We start from the raw sequence: 20,466 nt of genomic DNA on the forward strand, positions 1-20,466 counted from the left end.
TAATGAAGTTATTCAACCCAACCGCCGCCGAGCGCGGTGAAGAGATTAATCTCATTCACCTGGCGGGCGTAAATAAGGTCGAGAATGGTTTGCTGCGTGGAGAAAAGAGAACGTTCCGCGTCGAGCACCTCGATATAGCTGACCACACCGCTGGAATATAATCCTCTGGCCCGCTGCAGGGTAATTTGCAACGAATCAAGATAACGCTGCTGCGCTTCAACTTGCTGGTTAATGCTGTCCCGCAGCGCGAGCGCGTCGGCAACCTGTTTGAAGGCGGACTGAATTTTTTGTTCGTAATTCACAACCGACTGCTGCTGGCGAATTTCGGCCAGCTTCAGGTCGGCCTTATTCCTGCCCGCATTAAAAATGGGAATGTCGATTTTAGGAATAAAATTCCACATCCCGCTCCCTGACGTGAACAGGCTGGACAACTCCGTGCTGCCGGTTGAAAGCCCGCTGGTCAGCGAAATGGACGGGAAAAAAGCAGCACGTGCCGCGCCGATATTTGCATCGGCCGCTTTAAGCTGATACCCCGCCTCCATAATATCCGGGCGTTGCAGCAGTATCGCTGATGAAAGATGGGGAGGCAGTTTCACCGGCGCAACGTCACTGGCGTTCATGCCGCCGTCGCCCGGCAGCGCGCGATACGTGCCGAGGAGCAGCTGCAGGGCATTATTGGCCTGCGCCAGCTCCCCCTCTCTTTTGGCAATCTCTGCCTGCGTGCTTTCGATCTGTCCCCGGGCCTGTTCCAGCGCCAGAATGTTCGTGCTGCCCGTCACCAGCTGCTGCTCAACGAACGCATAGGAGTGCTGGTAATTGGCCAGCGTATCCCGCGCAATACGCAGCTGTTTATACGCCAGCTGCTGGTTGAAATAGCTCTGCGACACGTTAGAGACGAGCAGGATATGCACCGCTCGGCGGGCTTCTTCGCTGGCGAAATAGTTTTGTCGATCGGCCTCGCTCATGTTTTTCAACTTGCCGAAAAAGTCGAGCTCGTAGCTAAGCGCTAGCCCCGCGTCATACTGTTGTGAAGTGGGTTTGTCACTTTTCAGCCCGCCGCTGTACGTGATGCCCGAGGAGGCATTCAGTTGAGGATAACGATCCGCATCCGTCACGTTGAACTGCGCGCGGGCTTCCTCAACCTTCAGGGCGGCCATTTTTATATCCCGGTTGTTCTTCAGGGCTTCCGTAATCAGCCCGGCGACCTGAGGATCGACAAAAAAGCGTCGCCAGCCGGTGTCCTGGTACCCCGCCGCCGCGGGCGTCAGGCCGTTACGGGAAAGCGAAAACTGCTGGGGTACCGGTGCTTCCGGCCGCTGGTATTCAGGCGCCAGCGAGACGCAGCCTGCCAGAATAAATACCGTACTGATGCTTAGTCGTTTTAACAGGAACATAACGGTTTAAATGAAGTCCAGAGTAGTTTTAGGGTTACTCTACGGAACGCATCCTGTTTGACGGGTGACAGGATAATGACAATGTTGTCATTTTTAGCGTAAGTCATTGTTAACGGTCGCAGGCTCACTAGAATGTCGTCAGCAGCCAGTCAGGGGGAGCACGATGAAAATACTGATCGTCGAAGATGAAATGAAAACCGGTGAGTACCTCAGCAAGGGGCTGACGGAAGCGGGGTTTGTCGTGGACCACGCGGATAACGGCCTGAACGGCTACCACCTCGCCATGACCGCTGAATACGATCTGCTGATTCTGGATATCATGCTGCCCGATGTGAACGGCTGGGATATTGTCCGCATGCTTCGCTCGGCCGGTAAAGGGATGCCCATCCTGTTACTCACGGCTCTCGGAACGATTGAACACCGGGTTAAAGGGCTTGAGCTGGGCGCGGATGATTATCTCATTAAGCCGTTCGCCTTCGCTGAGCTGCTCGCCAGGGTAAGGACGCTGTTAAGACGCGGGAATACGGTGATCGCGGAAAGCCAGCTCCAGGCGGCTGACCTGACGGTTGACCTCGTATCGCGAAAGGTCAGCCGGGCGGGCAATCGCATCCTGCTCACCAGCAAAGAGTTCAGCCTGCTGGAGTTTTTCCTGCGTCATCAGGGAGAGGTACTTCCCCGCTCCCTGATTGCCTCCCAGGTGTGGGACATGAACTTTGACAGCGACACGAACGCAATTGACGTGGCAGTAAAGCGGCTGCGCGCAAAGATCGATAACGATTTTGAACCGAAGCTGATCCAGACGGTGCGCGGCGTGGGTTATATGCTGGAGGTACCGGATGCACGTTAAGCTTCCCAGGCGCCCTTTTTCTCTTGCCTTGCGGCTGACCTTTTTTATCAGCCTCTCCACGATACTGGCCTTTTTCGCCTTTACCTGGTTTATGCTCCATTCCGTTGAAAAGCATTTCGCCGAGCAGGACATCAGCGACTTACAGCAGATCAGCAGCGCGATGCATCGCATCCTCCAGTCTCCGGCCGATCCCGACCAAAAGAAAATCAGCAAGCTCAAAGAGTCGGTCGCCAGCTACCGCAACGTGGCCGTCCTGCTTCTGGATCCGCAGGGCAATACCCTGTTCAGCTCGGCGCAAGGGGCGGCACTGCGCCCGGCGATGAATACGGCGAACTTTAGCGCACACCGTCGTGCACAGGATGTGTTTCTCTGGACGGTTGAAGACCCTGCCGCCCCCCTGCACGCCGGGTCCGACATGAAGATGCAAACCTACCGAATTATCGCCTCTTCAGGCACGGCGACACTGCAGGGCAAAACCCAGAACTACGTCATGCTGATCGGGCTCTCGATAAATTTTCATCTCCACTACCTTGAGGCGCTGAAGAAGAATCTTTTTGCCATAGCCGCAGCGATCAGCCTGCTGATTGTGCTGGTTATTCGTATCGCGGTGCGCCAGGGACACTTGCCCCTGCGTAACGTCAGCACCGCCATTAAAAATATCACCTCCGAAAATCTGGATGCGCGGCTGGAGCCGTCCCGCGTGCCCGTTGAGCTGGAACAGCTGGTGATCTCCTTCAACCATATGATTGGGAAAATTGAAGATGTCTTTACCCGGCAGGCGAATTTTTCCGCCGATATCGCCCACGAAATCAGAACCCCCATCACCAACCTGGTGACGCAAACGGAAATTGCGTTGAGCCAGAACCGCTCCCAGAAAGAGCTGGAAGATGTCCTCTACTCCAGCCTGGAAGAGTACAACCGGATGACCCGCATGGTCAGCGATATGCTTTTTCTGGCGCAGGCGGATAATAACCAGCTGATCCCAGACCGGGTGATGTTTGATTTAAGCGCCGAGGTCATGAAAGTGTTCGATTTCTTCGAAGCCTGGGCGGAAGAACGCCACATCTCACTGAAATTTAACGGGATGCCCTGCCTGATAGAAGGCGATCCGCAGATGTTCAGAAGAGCAATCAATAATCTGCTCTCCAACGCCCTGCGCTATACGCCGGAAGGGAAAACGGTAACGGTCTCCATCAGAAAACGGGATAACGACGTTGAGCTGGTGACAGAAAACCCCGGCACGCCGATCCCACAGGCGCATCTGCCAAAGTTGTTTGACCGTTTTTATCGCGTCGATCCGTCCAGACAGCGCAAAGGTGAAGGCAGCGGAATTGGGCTTGCCATCGTGAAGTCCATCGTCACGGCGCACCACGGCAAAGTCCGCGTGGAATCGGATGCGGTGTCGACGCGCTTCATCCTCACCGTGCCCGCAAAAGTGTTCTGAGCGTCAGCAAACAGCGCGGCATACCTCAAGGACCTTTTCCCTGAGCCAGCGATGCGCCGGGTCCCGCTCCATGCGAGGATGCCACATCTGTGACACCGTAATGGTGCGGGTCTTAAAGGGCAGTTCAAAGACGTGCACGCGCTCGGTCATCGCCTGATTGAGCAGGTACAGCGCCGGCACCATGGCAATAAGATCGGAGGCCAGCGCCACGGATAACGCCGTCGGGAATCCAGGCACCACACTGGCGATCTTTCGTTTCATCCCCCGTTCCGCCAGCGCATCGTCAACAGACCCGTGTAATGCCCCATCAGGCGACGCCACCACATGGCCCCACGCGACATAATCGTCAAGGCTGACATCAGGCTGTGACGACAGCGGATGCCCCTTGCGCACCGCGCCAACAAACCGATCCTGAAAAAGCCGCTGCAGGCGTATTTCAGGCCCCATATTGTTCTGCACGCCGATCTCCAGGTCGACAAGCCCCTCCCGCAAATAGCGCGACGTTTTCTCTGGTTTGGGAGCGAAGCGGATGCACACTCCGGGCGCAACGCTCGCCACGGCGGCTATGAGCAGTGGCCCAAACGCCACCACAAAACCGTCGTTGGCCCGGATGGTGAACAGCCGCTCGAGACTTTCCACCTTCAGCGTGTCGGTGGAGGGCTGGAGCACCGCTCTCGCCTCATGCACGGCGCTTCGGGCTCGGTCCCGCGTGGCTTCAGCCCAGGGGGTCAGCACCATCTGCCGACCAGCCCGCACCAGGATAGGATCGCCTGTCACCTCCCGCAGCCTGCTCAGGGTACGGCTCATGGCGGAGGTGCTCAGGTTCAAACGTCGCGCCGCGCCCGCCACGCTGGCCTCGGCCAGCAGAACGTCGAGCGCAACCAGAAGGTTAAAGTCAGGATCGGACACGATGGCTCCTCAGATAAGGCGTTCTATGCAACGATAAAGTGCAAACGCTGCGTCTTCCGCCCTGTATACCCCATGATTATAGTTTCGTCATCACTATTCTTATCCGGAGTAACGACGATGACGCTATTTTCAAACCTGCCCGGCGATGAAGGATTACCCGGTCATGAACGCGCCAGGGTGATGGCCGCCGTCATGACCACCACGCTGATGGGCGTCTTTGACGGCACCATGATCAACATCGCGCTGCCCTCCATGGCAAAGGCAATGCAGGTGCCCGCGAACGTTGCGGTTTGGTTTGCCAACGGCTATCTGCTGTCAGCGGCCATGACGCTGGCCATCTTCGCGGCGCTGGCGGCGCGAGTGGGCTATCGCCCGGTGTTTCTTGCCGGGCTTGCCACCTTTACGCTCACCTCGCTCGGCTGCGCGCTGGCGAAGACGCCCGACATGTTGATCGGCATGCGTATTCTGCAGGGCATCGGCGGGGCGGCCACCCTGAGTATCGCCCCGGCGATCCTGCGATCCGTATTTCCGGGTCGACTGCTTGGCCGAATTCTGGGGCTGCACGCCCTGCTTATCGCCTCCAGCACGGCGATTGCCCCTGTCCTGGGCGGAACCATACTGGACGCGCTGAGCTGGCAGTGGCTGTTCGCCATTAACATCATCCCGGGCAGCGTTGCCCTGCTGCTGGCGTGGCGGGCGTTACCGCGCCAGCCGGACGTTGATCGGTCCCCCTTTGATACGCCGGGCGCCGTGCTCTCCGCCGTGCTGTTAGGTTCTGCAATCATGCTGGCCGACAGCCTTCAGCACATAACGCAAAGTATCAACCCGGCGGCCACAGGCTGGGGGCTCCTCACGCTGGCCAGCGCCCTCGCCTTTATCTGGCGTATTCGGCGCGCGCAAAGTCCCATACTGCCGCCCGTTATTTTCAAAAATGGGTGCTTTACGCTTGCAGCCCTGACCTCGCTGGCCTCGTTTGTCAGCCAGGGCATTACCTTTGTCGCGCTGCCGTTCCTGTTTCAGAGCGTGTATGGCTACAGCCCGGTGGTTTCGGCGCTGCTGTTCACCCCGTGGCCGATTGGCATCGTGCTGATCGCGCCGCACGCGGGGCGCTGGGCGGATACCGTTTCCGCGCCGCTGATCTCGACTGTCGGGCTGATGATTTTTGTCGGTGGGCTGGTTCTGCTGGCGACGTTGCCGGATAGCCCTTCCGCATGGAATATCTGCCTGCGCAGTCTGGTGTGCGGGATTGGGTTCGGCTGCTTTCAGAGCCCCAATAACCGGGAAATGCTCGCTAACGTGGCGCGGGAATATGCCAGCTATGCCTCCGGCGTGTTGTCGATTGTGAGGACATTTGGCCAGTGCCTCGGCGCCGCCGCGGTGGGCGTGCTGCTTGCGACGACCGAATCAGACCATGACCGGGCCGTGCATTTTGCGCTGTGGATCGCCGTCATCGCCTCGATGGGGTCGGTGTTGTTTAGCGTGAGTCGGCTGCGCCCTGCGGTTCGGGCATCAGCCTGATTCGCCCGGCGGCGCTACGCTTGCACAATGCAGGCCGGGTAAGCGCAGCGTCACCCGGCAAAAAAGACGACTCGCTCGTTTACTCCAGCGCCAGCAGCGCAAAGCTCGCCAGCCAGTGCCCGCCGCTGTAGTGGCTGCCCACCACGTGCTCGACGCTTGCCGTCAGGTGTTTCGCCACGGCATCACGCAGCGCCTGCTGCGCCGGATGGTTTGCGGGAAGCGCTTTAGCAATATGCTTCATGCACCACGCACGGCTGAGGTTTAACCCGTCGAGATGGGAAATTTTCGGATCGGTACGGTCGCTCACCTCCGCCGGGTTCATCAGCGCCGCAACGGAGTCGACATCCGGCAGAAACGCGTCAAACCAGGCCGGGAAATCTTCCAACACCTTGCTCATCAGCAGCGCTTCCGTCAGCGCCCCGGAAATGTACTCATCACCACCGGGTTCGTAGTGGGCAGGATAGCGCGTGTCGGCGAGATAAAACCGCTCCGCCGCCGTCACAATCGCCTGCTCAAGCGCGCTATCCTCCACGCCTCGCGCGTAATCGAGCGCCAGCGCGAGGGCAAACGCCGTGTTGTAATGCGTCCCGACGCGGATTGGATAGGTGAGCTTGCCGAGGTAATCCACCAGCCTGTGGCGAATATCCTGCGTTAGCGGCTCAAGCGTTTGATACCAGCCTGCGGCCTGCGGCAGCGACGACTGTTTCAGCTCCTGGGCCAGCGCCAGCAACCAGCCGTAGCCGTACGGGCGCTCGAACGAGGCGCGGAACGGCGCGGTGAAATAGGCCAGCTCTTTCGCCACGTTCTTTTCCGTCAGGTGCTCGTCGAAAAGCGCGAAGATCGCGTCCCGGCTCGGCAGCTCCGGATAGAGGCGCACGCAGCGCAGCAGCAGCCAGTAGCCGTGCACCGCCGAGTGCCAGTCGAAACAGCCGTAGAAAATCGGGTGCAGCTCGCGCGGCGGCAGAACGTCACCATCATCATTCAGCAGGTGCATGATGTGGTTCGGGTATTCCTGGCGCAAATAGGTTAAAGGCATGCGGGCAAACGCGTCAGCCTGATGTTGCGTCAATTCCATAACAGCTCCTTAGCGAAACACGAGGAAATACATGAGGAACACGTTCACCACCAACAGGGTTAACGCGGTCGGGATCTGGATCTTGATCACCTGATATTTGTCTTTCAGCTCCAGCAGCGCGGCGGGAACGATATTGAAGTTCGCAGCCATCGGCGTCATCAGCGTGCCACAGTAGCCCGCGTACATGCCAATCGCCAGCAGCGGCGCCGGGTTGCCGTGATGCACGTTGATCAGGAACGGCAAGGCGATCCCCGCGCTCAGCACAGGGAAAGCGGCAAAGGCGTTACCCATGATCATGGTAAACAGCGCCATCCCCACGCAATAAATCACCACCAGCATGAAGCGACTGTCCGGGTTCACGAACAGGCTGACCACCTTCTGCACCGAATCCCCGGTATTGGCCGCGACGAACACGCCGCCGAGCATCGCCAGCATCTGCGGCAGGATCACCGCCCAGCCGATAGTGTCGACAAGACGACGAGACTGGCGAATAGCATGCAGCGGTGTCCCCTTCGTCAGCCACCAGCCGGTGAGGATCGCCGCGACGCAGGCCACGCACAGCGCCGCCAGGGTGAGCTGTTTCTGATCGAGCAGGAACACGCCGCCAACCGACACCCCTTTCAGGAACAGCGTCCCGATAACCGTTACCACCGGGATCATCAGCGCGGGCAGGAACAGCCAGTTTTTAAGGCGCTTTGACGAGGCAACGCGCTCCTCCTCGGAGGCCATTTTGTAGTGCCCTTTCCCGACCAGGCCAAAACCCGCCAGCAGCGCGATAGCGATGACGCACCCGCCAACGATCCGGTACGCCAGCGATTTCCCCAGCTCCTGCACCATCAGGTCACCGAACAGGAAGATCCCGCCGAATAAAAACCAGAACAGCGCGGTGGTAAAACGCTTCGGATTGGCGCGATCGCGCAGGGTCATCACGACCAGCAGCATCACGACGAAGCCGATCAGGTAATACACGCGGTTAATGGTGATAAGCGTCATCATTGCGCCACCTCCTGGTTACCCTGCTCTGCACGCCAGGCCATCACGTCGCGACGAATGCTGGCATCCAGGCGCAGCAGGCGCGTCATATGAATAATCAATGCCGCAATGGCGGTTGGGATAGCCCACAGGCCGATATGCAGCGGTTCGATGCCCTGAATACCGTTCTCTTTCAGGAACGCGTCGATCAGCAGCACCGCGCCAAAGGCGATAAAGATGTCTTCTCCAAAGAAGACCGCAATGTTGTCGCACGCCGCAGCATGGGCCTTGATTTTGTCGCGAATGTGCTGCGGCAGCTCGCCATATTCGTTCAGGGCGGCCCCTTCAGCCATCGGTGCCAGCAGCGGACGTACAGTCTGGGCATGACCGCCCAGCGACATCAGCCCCAGCGCGGCGGTGCCTTCACGCGCCACGAAGTAGAGCATCAGGATACGCGCCGAGGTGGCGCTGGCGATCTTCGCGACCCAGGCCTGGGCGCGCTCTTTAAGCCCGTAGTATTCCAGCAGACCAATCACCGGCAAGATCAGGATGAAGGTCGCCAGCGATCGGCTATTGACGAACTTCTCGCCGAAGGTTTCCAGCAGCATCCCGAAATCCATCCCGACCAGCAGGCCCGTCGCCAGCCCCGCCACCACGACTACCAGCAGCGGGTTGAAGCGCAGTGCAAAACCAATAACCACGATCGGTATCCCGATCAGCGGCAACAGCGTAGTACCGTCCATAACGTTTACCCTATCGAAAGTGAGCGTTGCGCGCCGACGGCTATTTTTTTAATTTGCGGCGAGCGATGTTGTGTTTTACGTCAGGCTTCACAAAACCTGCGCTAAAAAGCTATATCTGAACCTCAAAAACATGTAAACAAATTATCAATAAAATGTTCTTATTTTATCGACGAGTTTACATTTCTGGCTAAGGAACGTTATGACCTCGAAAAAGAGTGCTTCACCCGATCGCGACGATATCAACGATGGCCGGATCGTCTCTTCCCGCCATCTGGTTTCCGAGCGCTGCGCAGAACTGTCAGAGCTGGAGTACGCGCTGATCATGACCGGCAACGCGTTCAACAAATGGATGGTGCGCTGCATGACCGCAGCCGGCGAACCGGATATGGGCGCCTTTGACGTTTCGCTGCTGCATCACGTGAACCACCGCGACCGCAAGAAAAAGCTGGCCGACATCTGTTTCGTGCTTAACGTGGAAGATACCCACGTGGTGACCTATGCCCTGAAGAAGCTGGTCAAAGCGGGCTACGTGACGAGTGAGAAAGCGGGTAAAGAGCTCTTTTTCTCCACCACGGAGGAAGGGAAAGCGTTGTGCATGAAGTACCGGGACGTGCGGGAAGCGTGTCTAATTGCCATCCACGCGGAGAGCGGCATTTCCGGGAAAGCGATCGGCGAAACCGCGCAGCTGCTACGCGCGATCTCCTCCCTGTATGACACCGCCGCCCGCGCGGCGGCATCGCTCTGAACTACGGACGTCTGAACAGGGTAATGCTGCGTCCGGCCAGCTCGTACTCTACGGTGTCGGTGATCGCTGTTCCGGCGGCAGCGTCATCCGCCGTAGACAGTTCAAGAACCCATCCCCCTTCGCCAAACTGCGGGATCTGGAACGGCACGGTGCCTTCGAACGGGTTAAACAGCATCAGCACGTCGTGCCAGATGCCGTCCTCCTGCCTGAGATCCGGCCTGCTGATGGAGACCCCAAGCGTCGAACCTTCATCCCACTGCTCGGCCTGCTGCGGGCCGCCTCCGGCATTGAACCAGCGGATCTCCAGCCCATCGCGCCAGCTTTCACGGCGCAGCAGCGGCTGTTGCGCGCGAAGGGCAATGAGACGACGAGTAAACTCGCGCAGCGCAGCGTCGTTTTCGGAGAACCCCTTCCAGTCAATCCACGAGATCTCGCTGTCCTGACAGTAGCCGTTGTTGTTGCCCTTCTGCGTGCGGCCAAACTCGTCCCCCGCCAGCAGCATCGGCGTGCCGTGGGAGAACAGCAGCGTGGTCAGGAAATTGCGCTTCTGCCGTTCGCGTGTAGCAATAATATCCGGGTTCTCCGTCGGTCCTTCTTCCCCATAGTTGTACGAGCGGTTATCGTTATGCCCGTCGTTATTGTCCTCTCCGTTATCGGCGTTATGCTTCTCGTTGTACGACACCAGATCATTCAGCGTAAAGCCGTCGTGAGCGGTGATGAAGTTGACGCTGGCCCACGGACGACGCCCGCGCAGATCGTACAGATCCCCGGAGCCCAGCAGACGCGCGGCAAAGTCGGTGGAGACGTTATCCCCCTTCCAGTACTCGCGAACGGTATCACGATACTTATCGTTCCACTCCCCCCAGCCCGGCGGGAAACCGCCGACCTGATACCCGCCGGGGCCAATATCCCAGGGTTCGCCAATCAGCTTGAGTCTCGATAACACCGGATCCTGAGTCATGGCGTCGAAGAAACCGCCGCGTGGGTCAAACCCCTCGGGCTCGCGGCCCAGTATCGTCCCCAGGTCGAAACGAAAACCGTCAATATGCATCGACTCCGCCCAGTAGCGCAGGGAGTCCATCACCATCTGCAGCACGCGCGGGTGCGAGGTGTTGACCGTATTTCCCGTCCCGGTGTCGTTGATGTAGTACCGGTGCTGGTCCGGCAGGGTTCGGTAATAGCTGTAGTTATCGATCCCCTTAAACGAGAGCGTAGGCCCTAGCTCGTTACCTTCCGCCGTGTGGTTATAGACCACGTCCAGAATCACCTCAATGCCCGCGTCATGATAGGCGCGCACCATGTCGCGAAAGCCCTGGATCCCCGCCGGGCCGTAGTAGCGCGACGCGGGGGCAAAAAAGCCCAGCGTGTTATAGCCCCAGAAGTTTTTCAGGCCACGGTCGAGGAGATGCTGGTCGTCCGGGAACCAATGAACCGGCAGCAGCTCCACCGAGGTAATGCCCAGGCTTTTGATGTAGTCGACCGAGGCTTTATGTCCCATCCCCTCAAACGTTCCGCGCAGCTCGGGCGGGATGGCCGGGTTCATCTGGGTAAAGCCCTTGACGTGGCTCTCATAGACAACGGTATGCGGCCAGGGCACGTTTGGCCGGTTGTTATCCTGCCAGTCGAAAGCGTTCGGGTCGATAACCTTGCATTTCGGCGTGAACGGCGCGCTGTCCCGCGTATCAAAGCTTAAATCTAACTCGTCATGCCCCAGCTCATAGCCGAAATGGGCATCGTTCCAGTCGATATCGCCCACCAGTTCACGGGCATACGGGTCGATAAGCAGCTTATGCGGGTTAAAACGGTGACCGTTTTCAGGGTTGTAAGGTCCGTAGACGCGATAGCCATACAGCGCGCCGGGCTTCAGATCGGGCACATAGCCGTGCCAGACCTCATGGGTATATTCCGGCAGCTCCAGCCGGGCGATTTCCGTTTTCCCGGACGGGTCAAACAGACAGAGCTCCACCCGCTCAGCGTGCGCGGAGAACAGCGCGAAGTTAACCCCCTTCCCGTCATAATTCGCCCCCAGCTGTTGGCCATGACCGGCCCGAATTTCAAACGTAGTATCCTTTGCCATTTTCGTTCTCCACGATTATTCGCAGGTAAGCAGAACCAGTACACATCCCTTTTCTGACGTTAAATCCAGCGTCTCTTGCAGAATGCGGCTCTCACCGCTGAACAGATCCCGATAGCGCTTCCCGGCCAGTTCGTCGGGTATCGCTACCGTGGTATTGACCCACAGCTGATGATTATCGGTGACGCCAAAAACCAGACGCGGCACGGCAACGATCAGCGCCTCGTCGTCCTTAACCCGCGCATAGACAATCAGGTTTTCCTCGCGCTCGCCGGAAACCTTGAGCGGCAGCCAGTCGCCGTAGCGGAAAAGCGCGTCGTAATGCGGTCGAAGTCGTAACAGCGTGGCGGTAACGAACTGTTTAACGCGCCCGTCACGCCAGCAGGCCGGGTTGTCAAACACCGTGGCATCCGCCGCGCTGAGGTTTTGCACCAGGGCCGGGAAGTCCGGCTCCCGTCGGTTATCCGGGTCGACCAGGCTAAAGTTAAGCGCCTCGCTGCCCTGATAGATATCCGGCACGCCGGGAGCTGTCAGCTTGATCAGCGTCTGGCTGAGGCTGTTTATCAGCCCGGCGCGGATAAAGGGCTGCATCGCCTCGCTGAAATCGTGCAGGAACAGGCTGTTATCCGAGGACAACAGGTGCCGCGCGTAGCTCAACACCACGCTCTCGTAGCTCTCGTTGCTGTCGATCCAGTCGGTGCGCTGCTTCGCCTCGCGAAGCGCTTTCTCAAGGAAGCCGAGGAAGCGCGTCTCCAGTGATGCAAGCCCTTCAGCGTCGTCCGGCGACAGCGTGGCGGGCCAGACGCCCGCCAGCGCCTGGTAGATCATCCACGTATCTGCGGCGTTCGGCGCGGTGCCGTCATTAAGAAAACGCACCCGGGTCTGGTTAATCTGCCGCCAGCGGGCGAGATTTTCTCCCCAGCGTTCCGGCGCCTCCGTCAGGGTATAGAGACGCGCCCGGGCGTCTTCTCCGCGCTTGGTATCGTGCGTGGAGGTGCCCAGCAGCGCGTCCGGCTGACGGGCCAGACGAATGCGCATCTCCTGGTGAAAGCGGGATAGTGAAAACGCGCGCGGCGTCGGGTCAGCGCCCACTTCATTGAGCGCAAGCTCAAGGTTAAGGCGGAAAAACAGCGTATCTTCCACCGACTTCGCCATCAGCGGCCCGGTCAGCTGCTGGAAGCGTGTTCTGAAAAGCGCGGCGGACTCGCGGCAATCTTCCGGCAGGTCGCCGGTAAGAATGCGCACAATCAGACTCAGGGCCGCCTCGGACGTATTTACGCCGGCGACCACGCGGCTAAGCAGCGCCACGTCTGGCGGGGTTAACCCCTCCCGGGTGCCATAGGTGCGGTACACCGGAAACGCAATAAGCAACTCGCGCAGCGCGTGACGGATTTCCTCGCGCGGCAGCGCAACCTCATTACGGCGGGCCAGATCGTCAGCAAGGTTTAGCAGCGTGGTGAACTCGCCCTCAAAATTACGATCGGTCATCAGGCCCTTGGCATCGCGCAGTTCCGCATGGCGATCGACCGTCATTCCCAGCGTCTCGTCGTGGATGGTCTCCAGACGCGACAGGTTATCGTCATCGACCAGCACCTCCGCCAGCGAGGCGATAAACTCGTACCCGGTGGTACCGGAAACCGGCCAGTCGGTGGGCAGCTGCTCTCCCTTCGCGAGAATTTTCTCGACCGTGATGTAACAGTCGGGTCCGGCTGCCTGCCGCAGCTTCTGCAAATAACCCTGCGGATCGGCCAGGCCGTCAATATGGTCAATGCGCAGGCCGTCTACGACGCCCGCGTGAACCAGCTCAAGGATCAGCCGGTGCGTATCGTCGAAGACCGCCTCGTCTTCAACCCGAACGCCCACCAGACCCGTGATCTCGAAGAAGCGCCGCCACGAGAGCTGCTTCGGCGCTTCCCGCCAGGACATCAGCCGCCAGCTTTGCGCGTCGTGCAGTTCGGCAATGCTTTTCTCCTCGCTGTAGGTGCCCGGGTTGAGCGGGTACGCGGTGTCGTAATAGACCAGAGAGGCTCTGTTAGTGACAGTGTCACGTTCTAGCGTGATAGCCCCCTTCTCCAGCTCCGCCTCAAAGGTGTCGCCGAGAAACGGCAGCGTCAGTGGTCGCGACGCGTCGATATCGAAATAGCGGAAATAGCGGCTCTGCTGGCCGTATTCAATCACGTCCCGCCACCAGGTGTTCTCCAGCGAGGTGGACATATGGTTTGGGACAATATCCAAAATCAGCCCCATGCCGGCCTGCCTGAGCGCCGCGGCCATGCGGTCAAAGCCTTCCCGACCACCGATCGCGGGGTCAATTTCATTCGGGTTGGTCACGTCATAGCCGTGAGTGGAACCCGCTGTGGCGGTAAATACGGGCGAGGCATAGAGGTGGCTGATGCCGAGGTCTTTCAGATACGGCACCAGTTCGACAGCGCGGTCAAACGTCATGCCGTTGCGGAACTGGATACGGTACGTGGCGGAAGGGATCATAACGATGCGTCTCCATCAGCAAAGCGAACGACAATACTGTTCGGCGGCAAAACGTCCGTTACCTCCGGCCAGGCAAAGCGCGTCTCCCCTGAAAGCACAGGCAGATCGACAGGCTTAGGGCCGATATTCAGCGCCAGAGAGAGCGTCCCGGACGGGAAGTGCCAGCTCACCACCACCATGCCGGGCACGGTCTTGATTACCTTGCCCTGAACGGTGCCGCCATGACGCAGAAGCGGAACGATATGGCGATGGCGCAGCGTCAGCAGGTGGCGCGTGAAGCGCAGCCACGTTTTACCTTCGTCGGTGGCAATCTTATGCCAGTCGAGCTTTGATCGAACGAAGGTGTTCACGTCGTTCGGATCCGGGACGGTTTCATCGTGCCCGGCGTGGCCGGTGAACTCTTTCGCGCGCCCTTCCCGCACCGCTTTTGCCAGTTCGCCGTGAAAATCGGTGAAGAACAGGAACGGGTGCGTTTCACCGAACTCTTCGCCCATAAACAGCAGCGGGATATGGGGAGAAAGCAGCAGCGCGGCAAGCAGCACCCGCGTCTTATCGGCCCCCGCGAGGGTGATAAGACGCTCGCCCTGGGCGCGATTCCCGGTCTGATCGTGGTTCTGAATAAAATCGACGAAGAACTGCGGCGGCTGCGTGCTGCACTCCACCCCGCGAGATTCCCCGGTTTGCAGCGAAATCTCACCCTGGTAGACAAACCCTTCCGCCAGCGCACGAGCGAACTTTTTCTCCGGCTCAAAGGCAAAATCCTGGTAGTAGGCGTGCGTTTCGCCGGTAGCAAACACGTGGGCAGCGTTGTGGAAGTCATCATTCCACTCGGCGGTGAACAGCGGCGTGTTGCCCTGTTCATCGCGCGGATGCAGGAAAATCACGTTGCGGCTGTCTTCCGTGGTCAGGTGAACGTGACGGTGCGGGAGCGCCTCGCGGATCTTCGCGGCAATCTCCTCAAGAATGTGCGTCTCCGCGCTGTCTTTAATCTGGTCGATGGCATCAAAGCGCAGGCCGTCCAGACGGTATTCCGTCAGCCAGTAGAGCGGCGCATCGGTAATGTAATGCCTCACCGGCTCGCGCTCGTAAGCGATGCCGTTGCCCCAGGGCGTCATCCGCTTCGTATCGAAAAACGCGGGCGACAGCAGAGGCAGATAGTTCCCCTCCGGGCCGAAGTGGTTGAGCACGATATCCAGCACTACCGAAAGCCCCAACCCGTGCGCGGCATCGATAAACGCGTGGAAATCCTCCGGCGTGCCGTAGGCAGAGTGCGGGGCATACAGCAGCACGCCGTCGTAGCCCCAGCCGCGGGATCCGCCAAACTGGGAGACGGGCATAACTTCAAGCTGGGTGATACCCAGCTCTGCCAGATAAGGCAGCTTGTCGATGGCCGCCCGGAAGGTGCCCTCCGGGGTAAAGGTGCCGATGTGCAGCTCGTAGATAACCGTCTCTTCCCACGGCCGTCCTGCCCAGTCCCGGTTGACCGGCTGATAGCGTCGGGGATCGATAACGACGGAGGGGCCGTTAACATCGCCCTTTTGCGCGCGCGATGCCGGGTCGGGTACCGCCATGCCGTCCTGCAGGACAAACTGATACTCTGCGCCGTGCGTGACGCCATGAACGTCTGCCTGGAACCAGCCGTGCCCCACCGCCGTCATCGGCACGTCGGTGGCGGCCAGACGTAGCGTAAGTTCTTTCTGTCCTTCTGCCCAGACGCGAAAACGTACAACGTCATCGGAAATAAACTCAGCACCCCACTGCTTTTGAAATGTCCTGAATTCCATTCATTGTCCTCGAATGACCCACATTTTACGCGGAACGAAGTACAAGCTTAGTTCAGGATTAAAAGTCCGTTAGCTCAGCGGATTTAACCGCTTCGTCTATTCTTTATGAAATAACTCACTACCGGGAATACTATGCAGATTCGAAAAGGATTAAATACCGATCTCCCACGCCTTGAATGCTGTGACTTTTCTTTCACCATTAGCCGCATCGCCAGAGAGCCTTTTATCCACGGTGATTTGCATATCGAAGCCGTTGCCGAGCCCTGGATAAAAACCTACGAGCTCGACATCCAAACCCTTGAAAACCACTGTGTTAATCCGGATGCCATCTTTCTTGTTGCTGAAACGGATGACGGTCAAATAGCCGGATTTATTACCGCTTCGATCGGCTGGAATAAGTTTATTTCGGTGGATTACATCGCCGTGGAGCGCACGAAACGCCGAACCGGCGCCGCGCAAAAGCTGATGGCCGCCGCGCACGTCTGGGCCCGGAGCGTAAACGCGCCGGGATTACGGCTTGAAACACAAAATGTGAACGTCTCTGCCTGTCTGTTTTACCGTCACTACGGGTTTACCCTGGGCGGATACGATCGTTATCTCTATAACGCCTTGCCGGAAAAAGACGAAGTCGCCCTGTTCTGGTATTACATGCTGGTGTAGCGATGCAGCCTTCATATTTCTGTCATTGAACTTCATTACGCTTTCGGGATTTTAACCACGGTGTTGAGGAAAGAAGTGTGAATTCAATGGCTAAGGCATTACTGCTGGTATTACCTGTTATGAGTGCAGCGGCGACGGCCGCCGGGCGAGACCTGTGTGAACCCAAAGCGTACGAAATGGCGCTGCGCTATCAGCAGAAATCGGCAGAGATTATGGCCCTTCAGCTGCAGACGTATCGGTTTGCCACCGAGCGCTTCAACGAGAAGTTAAAGGATCTGAAAACGCCTGAAAATTACGCCGTAGTAATGGACCTGGATGAAACGGTACTGGATAACACCCCCCTGCTGGTGCGCGACATGGAGCAGTGTCACGACTATACGAAATGGGATACCTGGAGCGACTGGGAGAAACAGGGAAAACCCGGCTTAATTCCGGGAGCGAAGGCATTTCTTGACCACGTTAATCAAAGCAAGGTCCGTATCTATTACGTCTCGGACCGCATGCAGGAAAATAAAGCCGATACGCTCAGAACGTTAACAGCCCTGGGACTTCCGCAGGTGTCCGATGAAAGCGTGCTTCTGGATACGGTCAGCAAGGAAGAGCGTCGCCAGAGCATCCTCAAAAAGCAGCAGATCGTGATGCTGTTTGGCGACAGCCTGCCGGATTTCGCCGTGCAGTTTAAAAACAAAAAGCCGAGCGAGCAGCAGCGCGAGCTGGTTGAGGCCAGCATGGAACACTTCGGTAATGACTGGATTGTGCTGCCTAATGCCGCTTATGGCTCCTGGTCGAAAGCCACGCCGGACGGCTGGAACGCATCGCTGAAAAAATAACGTTTTACGAGCCGGGAAAGGCTTCACTGTCACCCGGCTTTTGCGCTGAGCTATTTATCTCGTTTATAGGTCCTATCATTTCCGGGCAGGTTCTTATACTTTTACGGAGCAGTAAGATGAGCACTTTCAAAGGAGACTCGTATGCTTACCGTGAAAAAACTTGCTCTTTCCACGCTGATTTCAAGTTCAATGCTTTTTTACCCTACGCTGCAGGCCTCGGCGGAAACGCCGCAGCACGTCGTTAAACAATCGGCAGGCGGTTACAGCGTGCAGGTCGGCGACGTTGTGGTGACCTCGTTTACCGACGGGACCGTCGCGCAGGATCTGCACAAACTGCTGCGCCGGACCACAGAGCAAAAAACTGACGCACTGCTCGCGAAAAATTTCCAGACCAACCCGGCGGAAGTGTCCATCAATGCCTTTCTGATTGCGATGCCCGGACACAAAATCCTGGTCGATACCGGCTCCGGCCAGCTCTTTGGCCCCGGTAACGGCGGACGTCTGATTGAGAGCCTCGCCACCAGGGGAATCAAACCCGGGGACATCACTGAAGTCCTGCTGACCCACGCCCATTCCGACCATGCGGGCGGCCTGGTGAAAGACGGCAAGGTGGTGTTCAGCAACGCGCGCGTTTACGTCGGCAAACCGGACGTCGACTTTTTCTTTAACGAAGACAATCAGAAAAAAACCGGCTACGACCAGAACTACTTTGACGTCGCGCAGAAAACCTTAAAGCCCTATCTTGACGCCGGCAAAGTGGTGCCGTTTAGCGGAACCTCTGAGATTCTTCCGGGGCTTACCGGCACGGTTCACCCCGGACACACGCCGGGTTCGGCCTTCTACACGCTTGAAAGTAAAGGCGAGAAGATCACCTTCATCGGTGACGTTATTCACGTTGCGGCGGTCCAGTTCCCGCAGCCTGAGGTTACTATCGCCTACGATCAGGATCAGGACGGCGCAGCACGCGTGCGCGAGCATGCGTTCGCAGAGTTTGTGAAAAACAGAGACCTGGTTGCCGCACCCCATCTGCCTTTCCCGGGCATCGGGTATGTGACGAAAGGAGAGAAAGGCGGCTATGTCTGGGTACCTGTCACCTATACCAACCGGGACGCCAGCAGCGCGAAATAAGATGGCGCCCGTTTCTGAGATGGACATAGACCTGCTCCTGACGCTGGACGCTCTGCTTCAGGACAGGAACATCACCCACGCGGCCGCGCGGCTGGGCATCAGCCAGCCCGCGCTGTCCGCTCGCCTGGCGCGTCTGCGCGCGCTCTTTGGCGAACCGCTATTTATTCCTTCTCCACATGGACGCGGGGTGTTACCCACGCCGAGAGCGGAAGCGCTGAAGCCGCAGGTAGAGAGCGTTTTGCGCGGCATTAGCGCGATGTTTGCCCCCGCCGCGTTTGATGGGAAGACCAGCACCCGGACCTTTGTCATCGCGCTGCATGAAAACCCGGCGCTGATGCTGGGCACCGGGCTGCTTAATCAGGTGATGGCCGATGCTCCCGGCATCCGCCTGCGCTTCGCCCTGCCGGAGATGGCTGCCCTGCCGCAGCAGCTGGAAAACGGTGATGTCGATATCTATATCGGCGTGAGCGCGGGTGCCCATGACGGCTGGGTAAGGCGCAAATTGCTCGACGACGCGTTTGCCACCGCCCAGCGCAAAGGCCATCCGCGCGGGACCGGTACGTTAGACCTGGAAAGCTACTGCGCACTTTCCCATCTGATAGTGTCGTCAGCCGGGGATCCGTTTACCGGCTTTGTCGATCAAACCCTGGCCGGGCTGGGCCATCAGCGGCACGTCGCGATGTCCACCCAGAGCTACGCCATGGCGCCTGCGCTTGTCGCCGGTACCGATCTCGTTTGCACCTTACCGGAACGGATGCTGCGACAGTTCGCCAGCACGCTGGATATTTTTCCCCCGCCGCTGCCGCTCCAGCCGATTACCATTTACATGTACTGGCACCCGAAAAACAGCCGGGATCCGGCGAGCGTCTGGCTGCGCGAGCAGCTGCTGGAGGCGGCCGGGCGTCAGATGTGATCGAGGGTAACCAGAAACTTTTTAAGCACTTCTGAGCGAATAATCCGGTGGCAAACCAGCGTCAGCTCGCTTTCCCGGAGCCGGTCCAGGATGTCCACGTAAACCACATTCTCGACGCTCACCGCCTTTGCCGACGCCGGCAACAGCGCCAGGCCAAATCCGGCCGAGACAAGGCTTATCACCGTGGGCACGTCAGTCGCGTTTTGTACCACGTCCGGCTGAAAGCCCGCGCCGCTACAGGCGTCAAAAAAATACTGTTCCAGCCCCATTCCCTCCGGGTCGCGCAGGGAGATCCATTTTTCATCTTTCACCGACGAAAGCGTCAGCGCGGACGATCCCGCCAGCGGATGCTGACGATAAAGCGCCAGGACCGTTTTCTCTGACGCGAACGGGCGGCTTTGCAGATCGTCAGGCAGCGACGGCAGCGGTGCCCGGATAATGGCCACATCCAGCTGGTTACTCTGCACAGCAGAGTAGAGCGTCTGCACGTTTCCCGTCACCAGCGACATGGTAATGGCCGGCCAGCGCGTGTGCATCTGGCGCAGCGCAGTGGGCAACCTGCCGTCAAACATCGCGCTCGATACGCACCCCAGGTTTAACACCCCCTGCTCACCTCGTGCCGTTTGTCTGGCGTCCAGAACCGCCTGCTCGGTCAGGGAGATGGCGAGCCTGGCTTTCACCAGAAACGCTTCGCCCGCAGGTGTCAGGGTTAAGCGGCGGTTCGCCCGGCTAAAGAGCGTAACGCCTAAACGTTCTTCCAGCGCCTTTATCTGCTGGCTTAACGCCGGCTGCGCCATGTTCAGACGCTCGGCGGCCCGATGCATGTGGAGCTCTTCGGCAACGACGATGAAATGGCGCATCTGACGAAACTGCACGGAACGCCTCCTTATTTTGATATGAATTCAATTATCAATTGAACAGTAATGATGCAATTGATGCTATT

General features: G+C 58.5%; 17 protein-coding genes. 8 read left to right on the forward strand and 9 right to left on the reverse strand.

Features of this window, described 5'->3' with window-relative positions; genetic code table 11:
- Nucleotides 1-8: 8 nt before the first annotated feature.
- Nucleotides 9-1,394: an efflux transporter outer membrane subunit gene (locus HBM95_11565; protein ID NIH43567.1), complete on the reverse strand. Its 1,386-nt coding sequence runs from the start codon at nt 1,392-1,394 to the stop codon at nt 9-11.
- Nucleotides 1,395-1,557: 163 nt separating this feature from the next.
- On the opposite strand from HBM95_11565, the gene HBM95_11570 reads away from it, so the two are divergent.
- Nucleotides 1,558-2,241 carry a response regulator transcription factor CusR gene (locus tag HBM95_11570; GenBank protein NIH43568.1) on the forward strand — a complete coding sequence of 228 codons (684 nt, stop codon included), beginning with the start codon at nt 1,558-1,560 and terminating at the stop codon, nt 2,239-2,241.
- Nucleotides 2,231-3,685: a Cu(+)/Ag(+) sensor histidine kinase gene (locus HBM95_11575; protein NIH43569.1), complete on the forward strand. Its 1,455-nt coding sequence runs from the start codon at nt 2,231-2,233 to the stop codon at nt 3,683-3,685. Before HBM95_11570 ends, HBM95_11575 begins: the two co-directional genes overlap by 11 nt.
- A 3-nt stretch (nt 3,686-3,688) precedes the next feature.
- Here HBM95_11575 and HBM95_11580 read toward each other — a convergent pair whose 3' ends face one another.
- The gene (locus tag HBM95_11580; GenBank protein NIH43570.1) at nt 3,689-4,594 is read right to left on the reverse strand and encodes a LysR family transcriptional regulator; all 906 of its coding nucleotides are present in this window, start codon (nt 4,592-4,594) and stop codon (nt 3,689-3,691) included.
- Between the two features lie 117 nt (nt 4,595-4,711).
- Between HBM95_11580 and HBM95_11585 the strand changes: the two genes are divergently transcribed.
- Nucleotides 4,712-6,112 (forward strand): MFS transporter, encoded by a 1,401-nt coding sequence (locus HBM95_11585; protein NIH43571.1) that lies wholly within the window; start codon nt 4,712-4,714, stop codon nt 6,110-6,112.
- A 79-nt stretch (nt 6,113-6,191) separates the two neighbouring features.
- Here the strand turns inward: HBM95_11585 and HBM95_11590 are convergent, their stop codons facing one another.
- Genes HBM95_11590 through HBM95_11600 form a run of 3 tightly spaced genes read right to left on the reverse strand, consistent with a single transcriptional unit; the run spans nt 6,192 to nt 8,902 of the window.
- Nucleotides 6,192-7,187 (reverse strand): DUF2891 domain-containing protein, encoded by a 996-nt coding sequence (locus HBM95_11590; GenBank protein ID NIH43572.1) that lies wholly within the window; start codon nt 7,185-7,187, stop codon nt 6,192-6,194.
- A 9-nt stretch (nt 7,188-7,196) separates the two neighbouring features.
- Nucleotides 7,197-8,183: a DUF979 domain-containing protein gene (locus HBM95_11595; GenBank protein ID NIH43573.1), complete on the reverse strand. Its 987-nt coding sequence runs from the start codon at nt 8,181-8,183 to the stop codon at nt 7,197-7,199.
- On the reverse strand, nt 8,180-8,902 hold the full coding sequence (locus HBM95_11600; GenBank protein NIH43574.1) for a DUF969 domain-containing protein: 723 nt from the start codon (nt 8,900-8,902) through the stop codon (nt 8,180-8,182). Before HBM95_11600 ends, HBM95_11595 begins: the two co-directional genes overlap by 4 nt.
- Nucleotides 8,903-9,101: 199 nt before the next feature.
- On the opposite strand from HBM95_11600, the gene HBM95_11605 reads away from it, so the two are divergent.
- The gene (locus HBM95_11605) at nt 9,102-9,647 is read left to right on the forward strand and encodes a winged helix DNA-binding protein (protein ID NIH43575.1); all 546 of its coding nucleotides are present in this window, start codon (nt 9,102-9,104) and stop codon (nt 9,645-9,647) included.
- 1 nt (nt 9,648) lies between these two features.
- Here HBM95_11605 and glgX read toward each other — a convergent pair whose 3' ends face one another.
- From glgX to treZ, 3 genes are read right to left on the reverse strand one after another with little or no spacing between them, the layout of a single operon-like run.
- A complete protein-coding gene (gene glgX, locus HBM95_11610) occupies nt 9,649-11,724 on the reverse strand; it encodes a glycogen debranching protein GlgX (GenBank protein ID NIH43576.1) in 2,076 nt (691 codons plus the stop codon).
- Between the two features lie 15 nt (nt 11,725-11,739).
- Entirely contained in the window at nt 11,740-14,208 is a 2,469-nt protein-coding gene (gene treY, locus HBM95_11615; protein NIH43577.1) for a malto-oligosyltrehalose synthase, read from the reverse strand.
- Nucleotides 14,205-15,992 carry a malto-oligosyltrehalose trehalohydrolase gene (treZ, locus tag HBM95_11620; GenBank protein NIH43578.1) on the reverse strand — a complete coding sequence of 596 codons (1,788 nt, stop codon included), beginning with the start codon at nt 15,990-15,992 and terminating at the stop codon, nt 14,205-14,207. Before treZ ends, treY begins: the two co-directional genes overlap by 4 nt.
- A gap of 132 nt (nt 15,993-16,124) precedes the next feature.
- On the opposite strand from treZ, the gene HBM95_11625 reads away from it, so the two are divergent.
- From HBM95_11625 to HBM95_11640, 4 genes are all read left to right on the forward strand, one after another.
- On the forward strand, nt 16,125-16,652 hold the full coding sequence (locus HBM95_11625) for a GNAT family N-acetyltransferase (protein NIH43579.1): 528 nt from the start codon (nt 16,125-16,127) through the stop codon (nt 16,650-16,652).
- Between the two features lie 77 nt (nt 16,653-16,729).
- Entirely contained in the window at nt 16,730-17,482 is a 753-nt protein-coding gene (locus tag HBM95_11630; GenBank protein NIH43580.1) for a 5'-nucleotidase, lipoprotein e(P4) family, read from the forward strand.
- 141 nt (nt 17,483-17,623) lie between these two features.
- Nucleotides 17,624-18,610 carry an MBL fold metallo-hydrolase gene (locus tag HBM95_11635; GenBank protein NIH43581.1) on the forward strand — a complete coding sequence of 329 codons (987 nt, stop codon included), beginning with the start codon at nt 17,624-17,626 and terminating at the stop codon, nt 18,608-18,610.
- A 1-nt stretch (nt 18,611) separates the two neighbouring features.
- On the forward strand, nt 18,612-19,523 hold the full coding sequence (locus HBM95_11640; GenBank protein NIH43582.1) for a LysR family transcriptional regulator: 912 nt from the start codon (nt 18,612-18,614) through the stop codon (nt 19,521-19,523).
- On the opposite strand, the gene HBM95_11645 is transcribed toward HBM95_11640, so the two are convergent.
- Nucleotides 19,514-20,398: a LysR family transcriptional regulator gene (locus HBM95_11645; GenBank protein ID NIH43583.1), complete on the reverse strand. Its 885-nt coding sequence runs from the start codon at nt 20,396-20,398 to the stop codon at nt 19,514-19,516. The genes HBM95_11640 and HBM95_11645 overlap by 10 nt on opposite strands.
- Nucleotides 20,399-20,466 lie beyond the last annotated feature (68 nt).

The organism is Enterobacter asburiae, assembly GCA_011754535.1.
Lineage (GTDB): Bacteria > Pseudomonadota > Gammaproteobacteria > Enterobacterales > Enterobacteriaceae > Enterobacter > Enterobacter cloacae_N.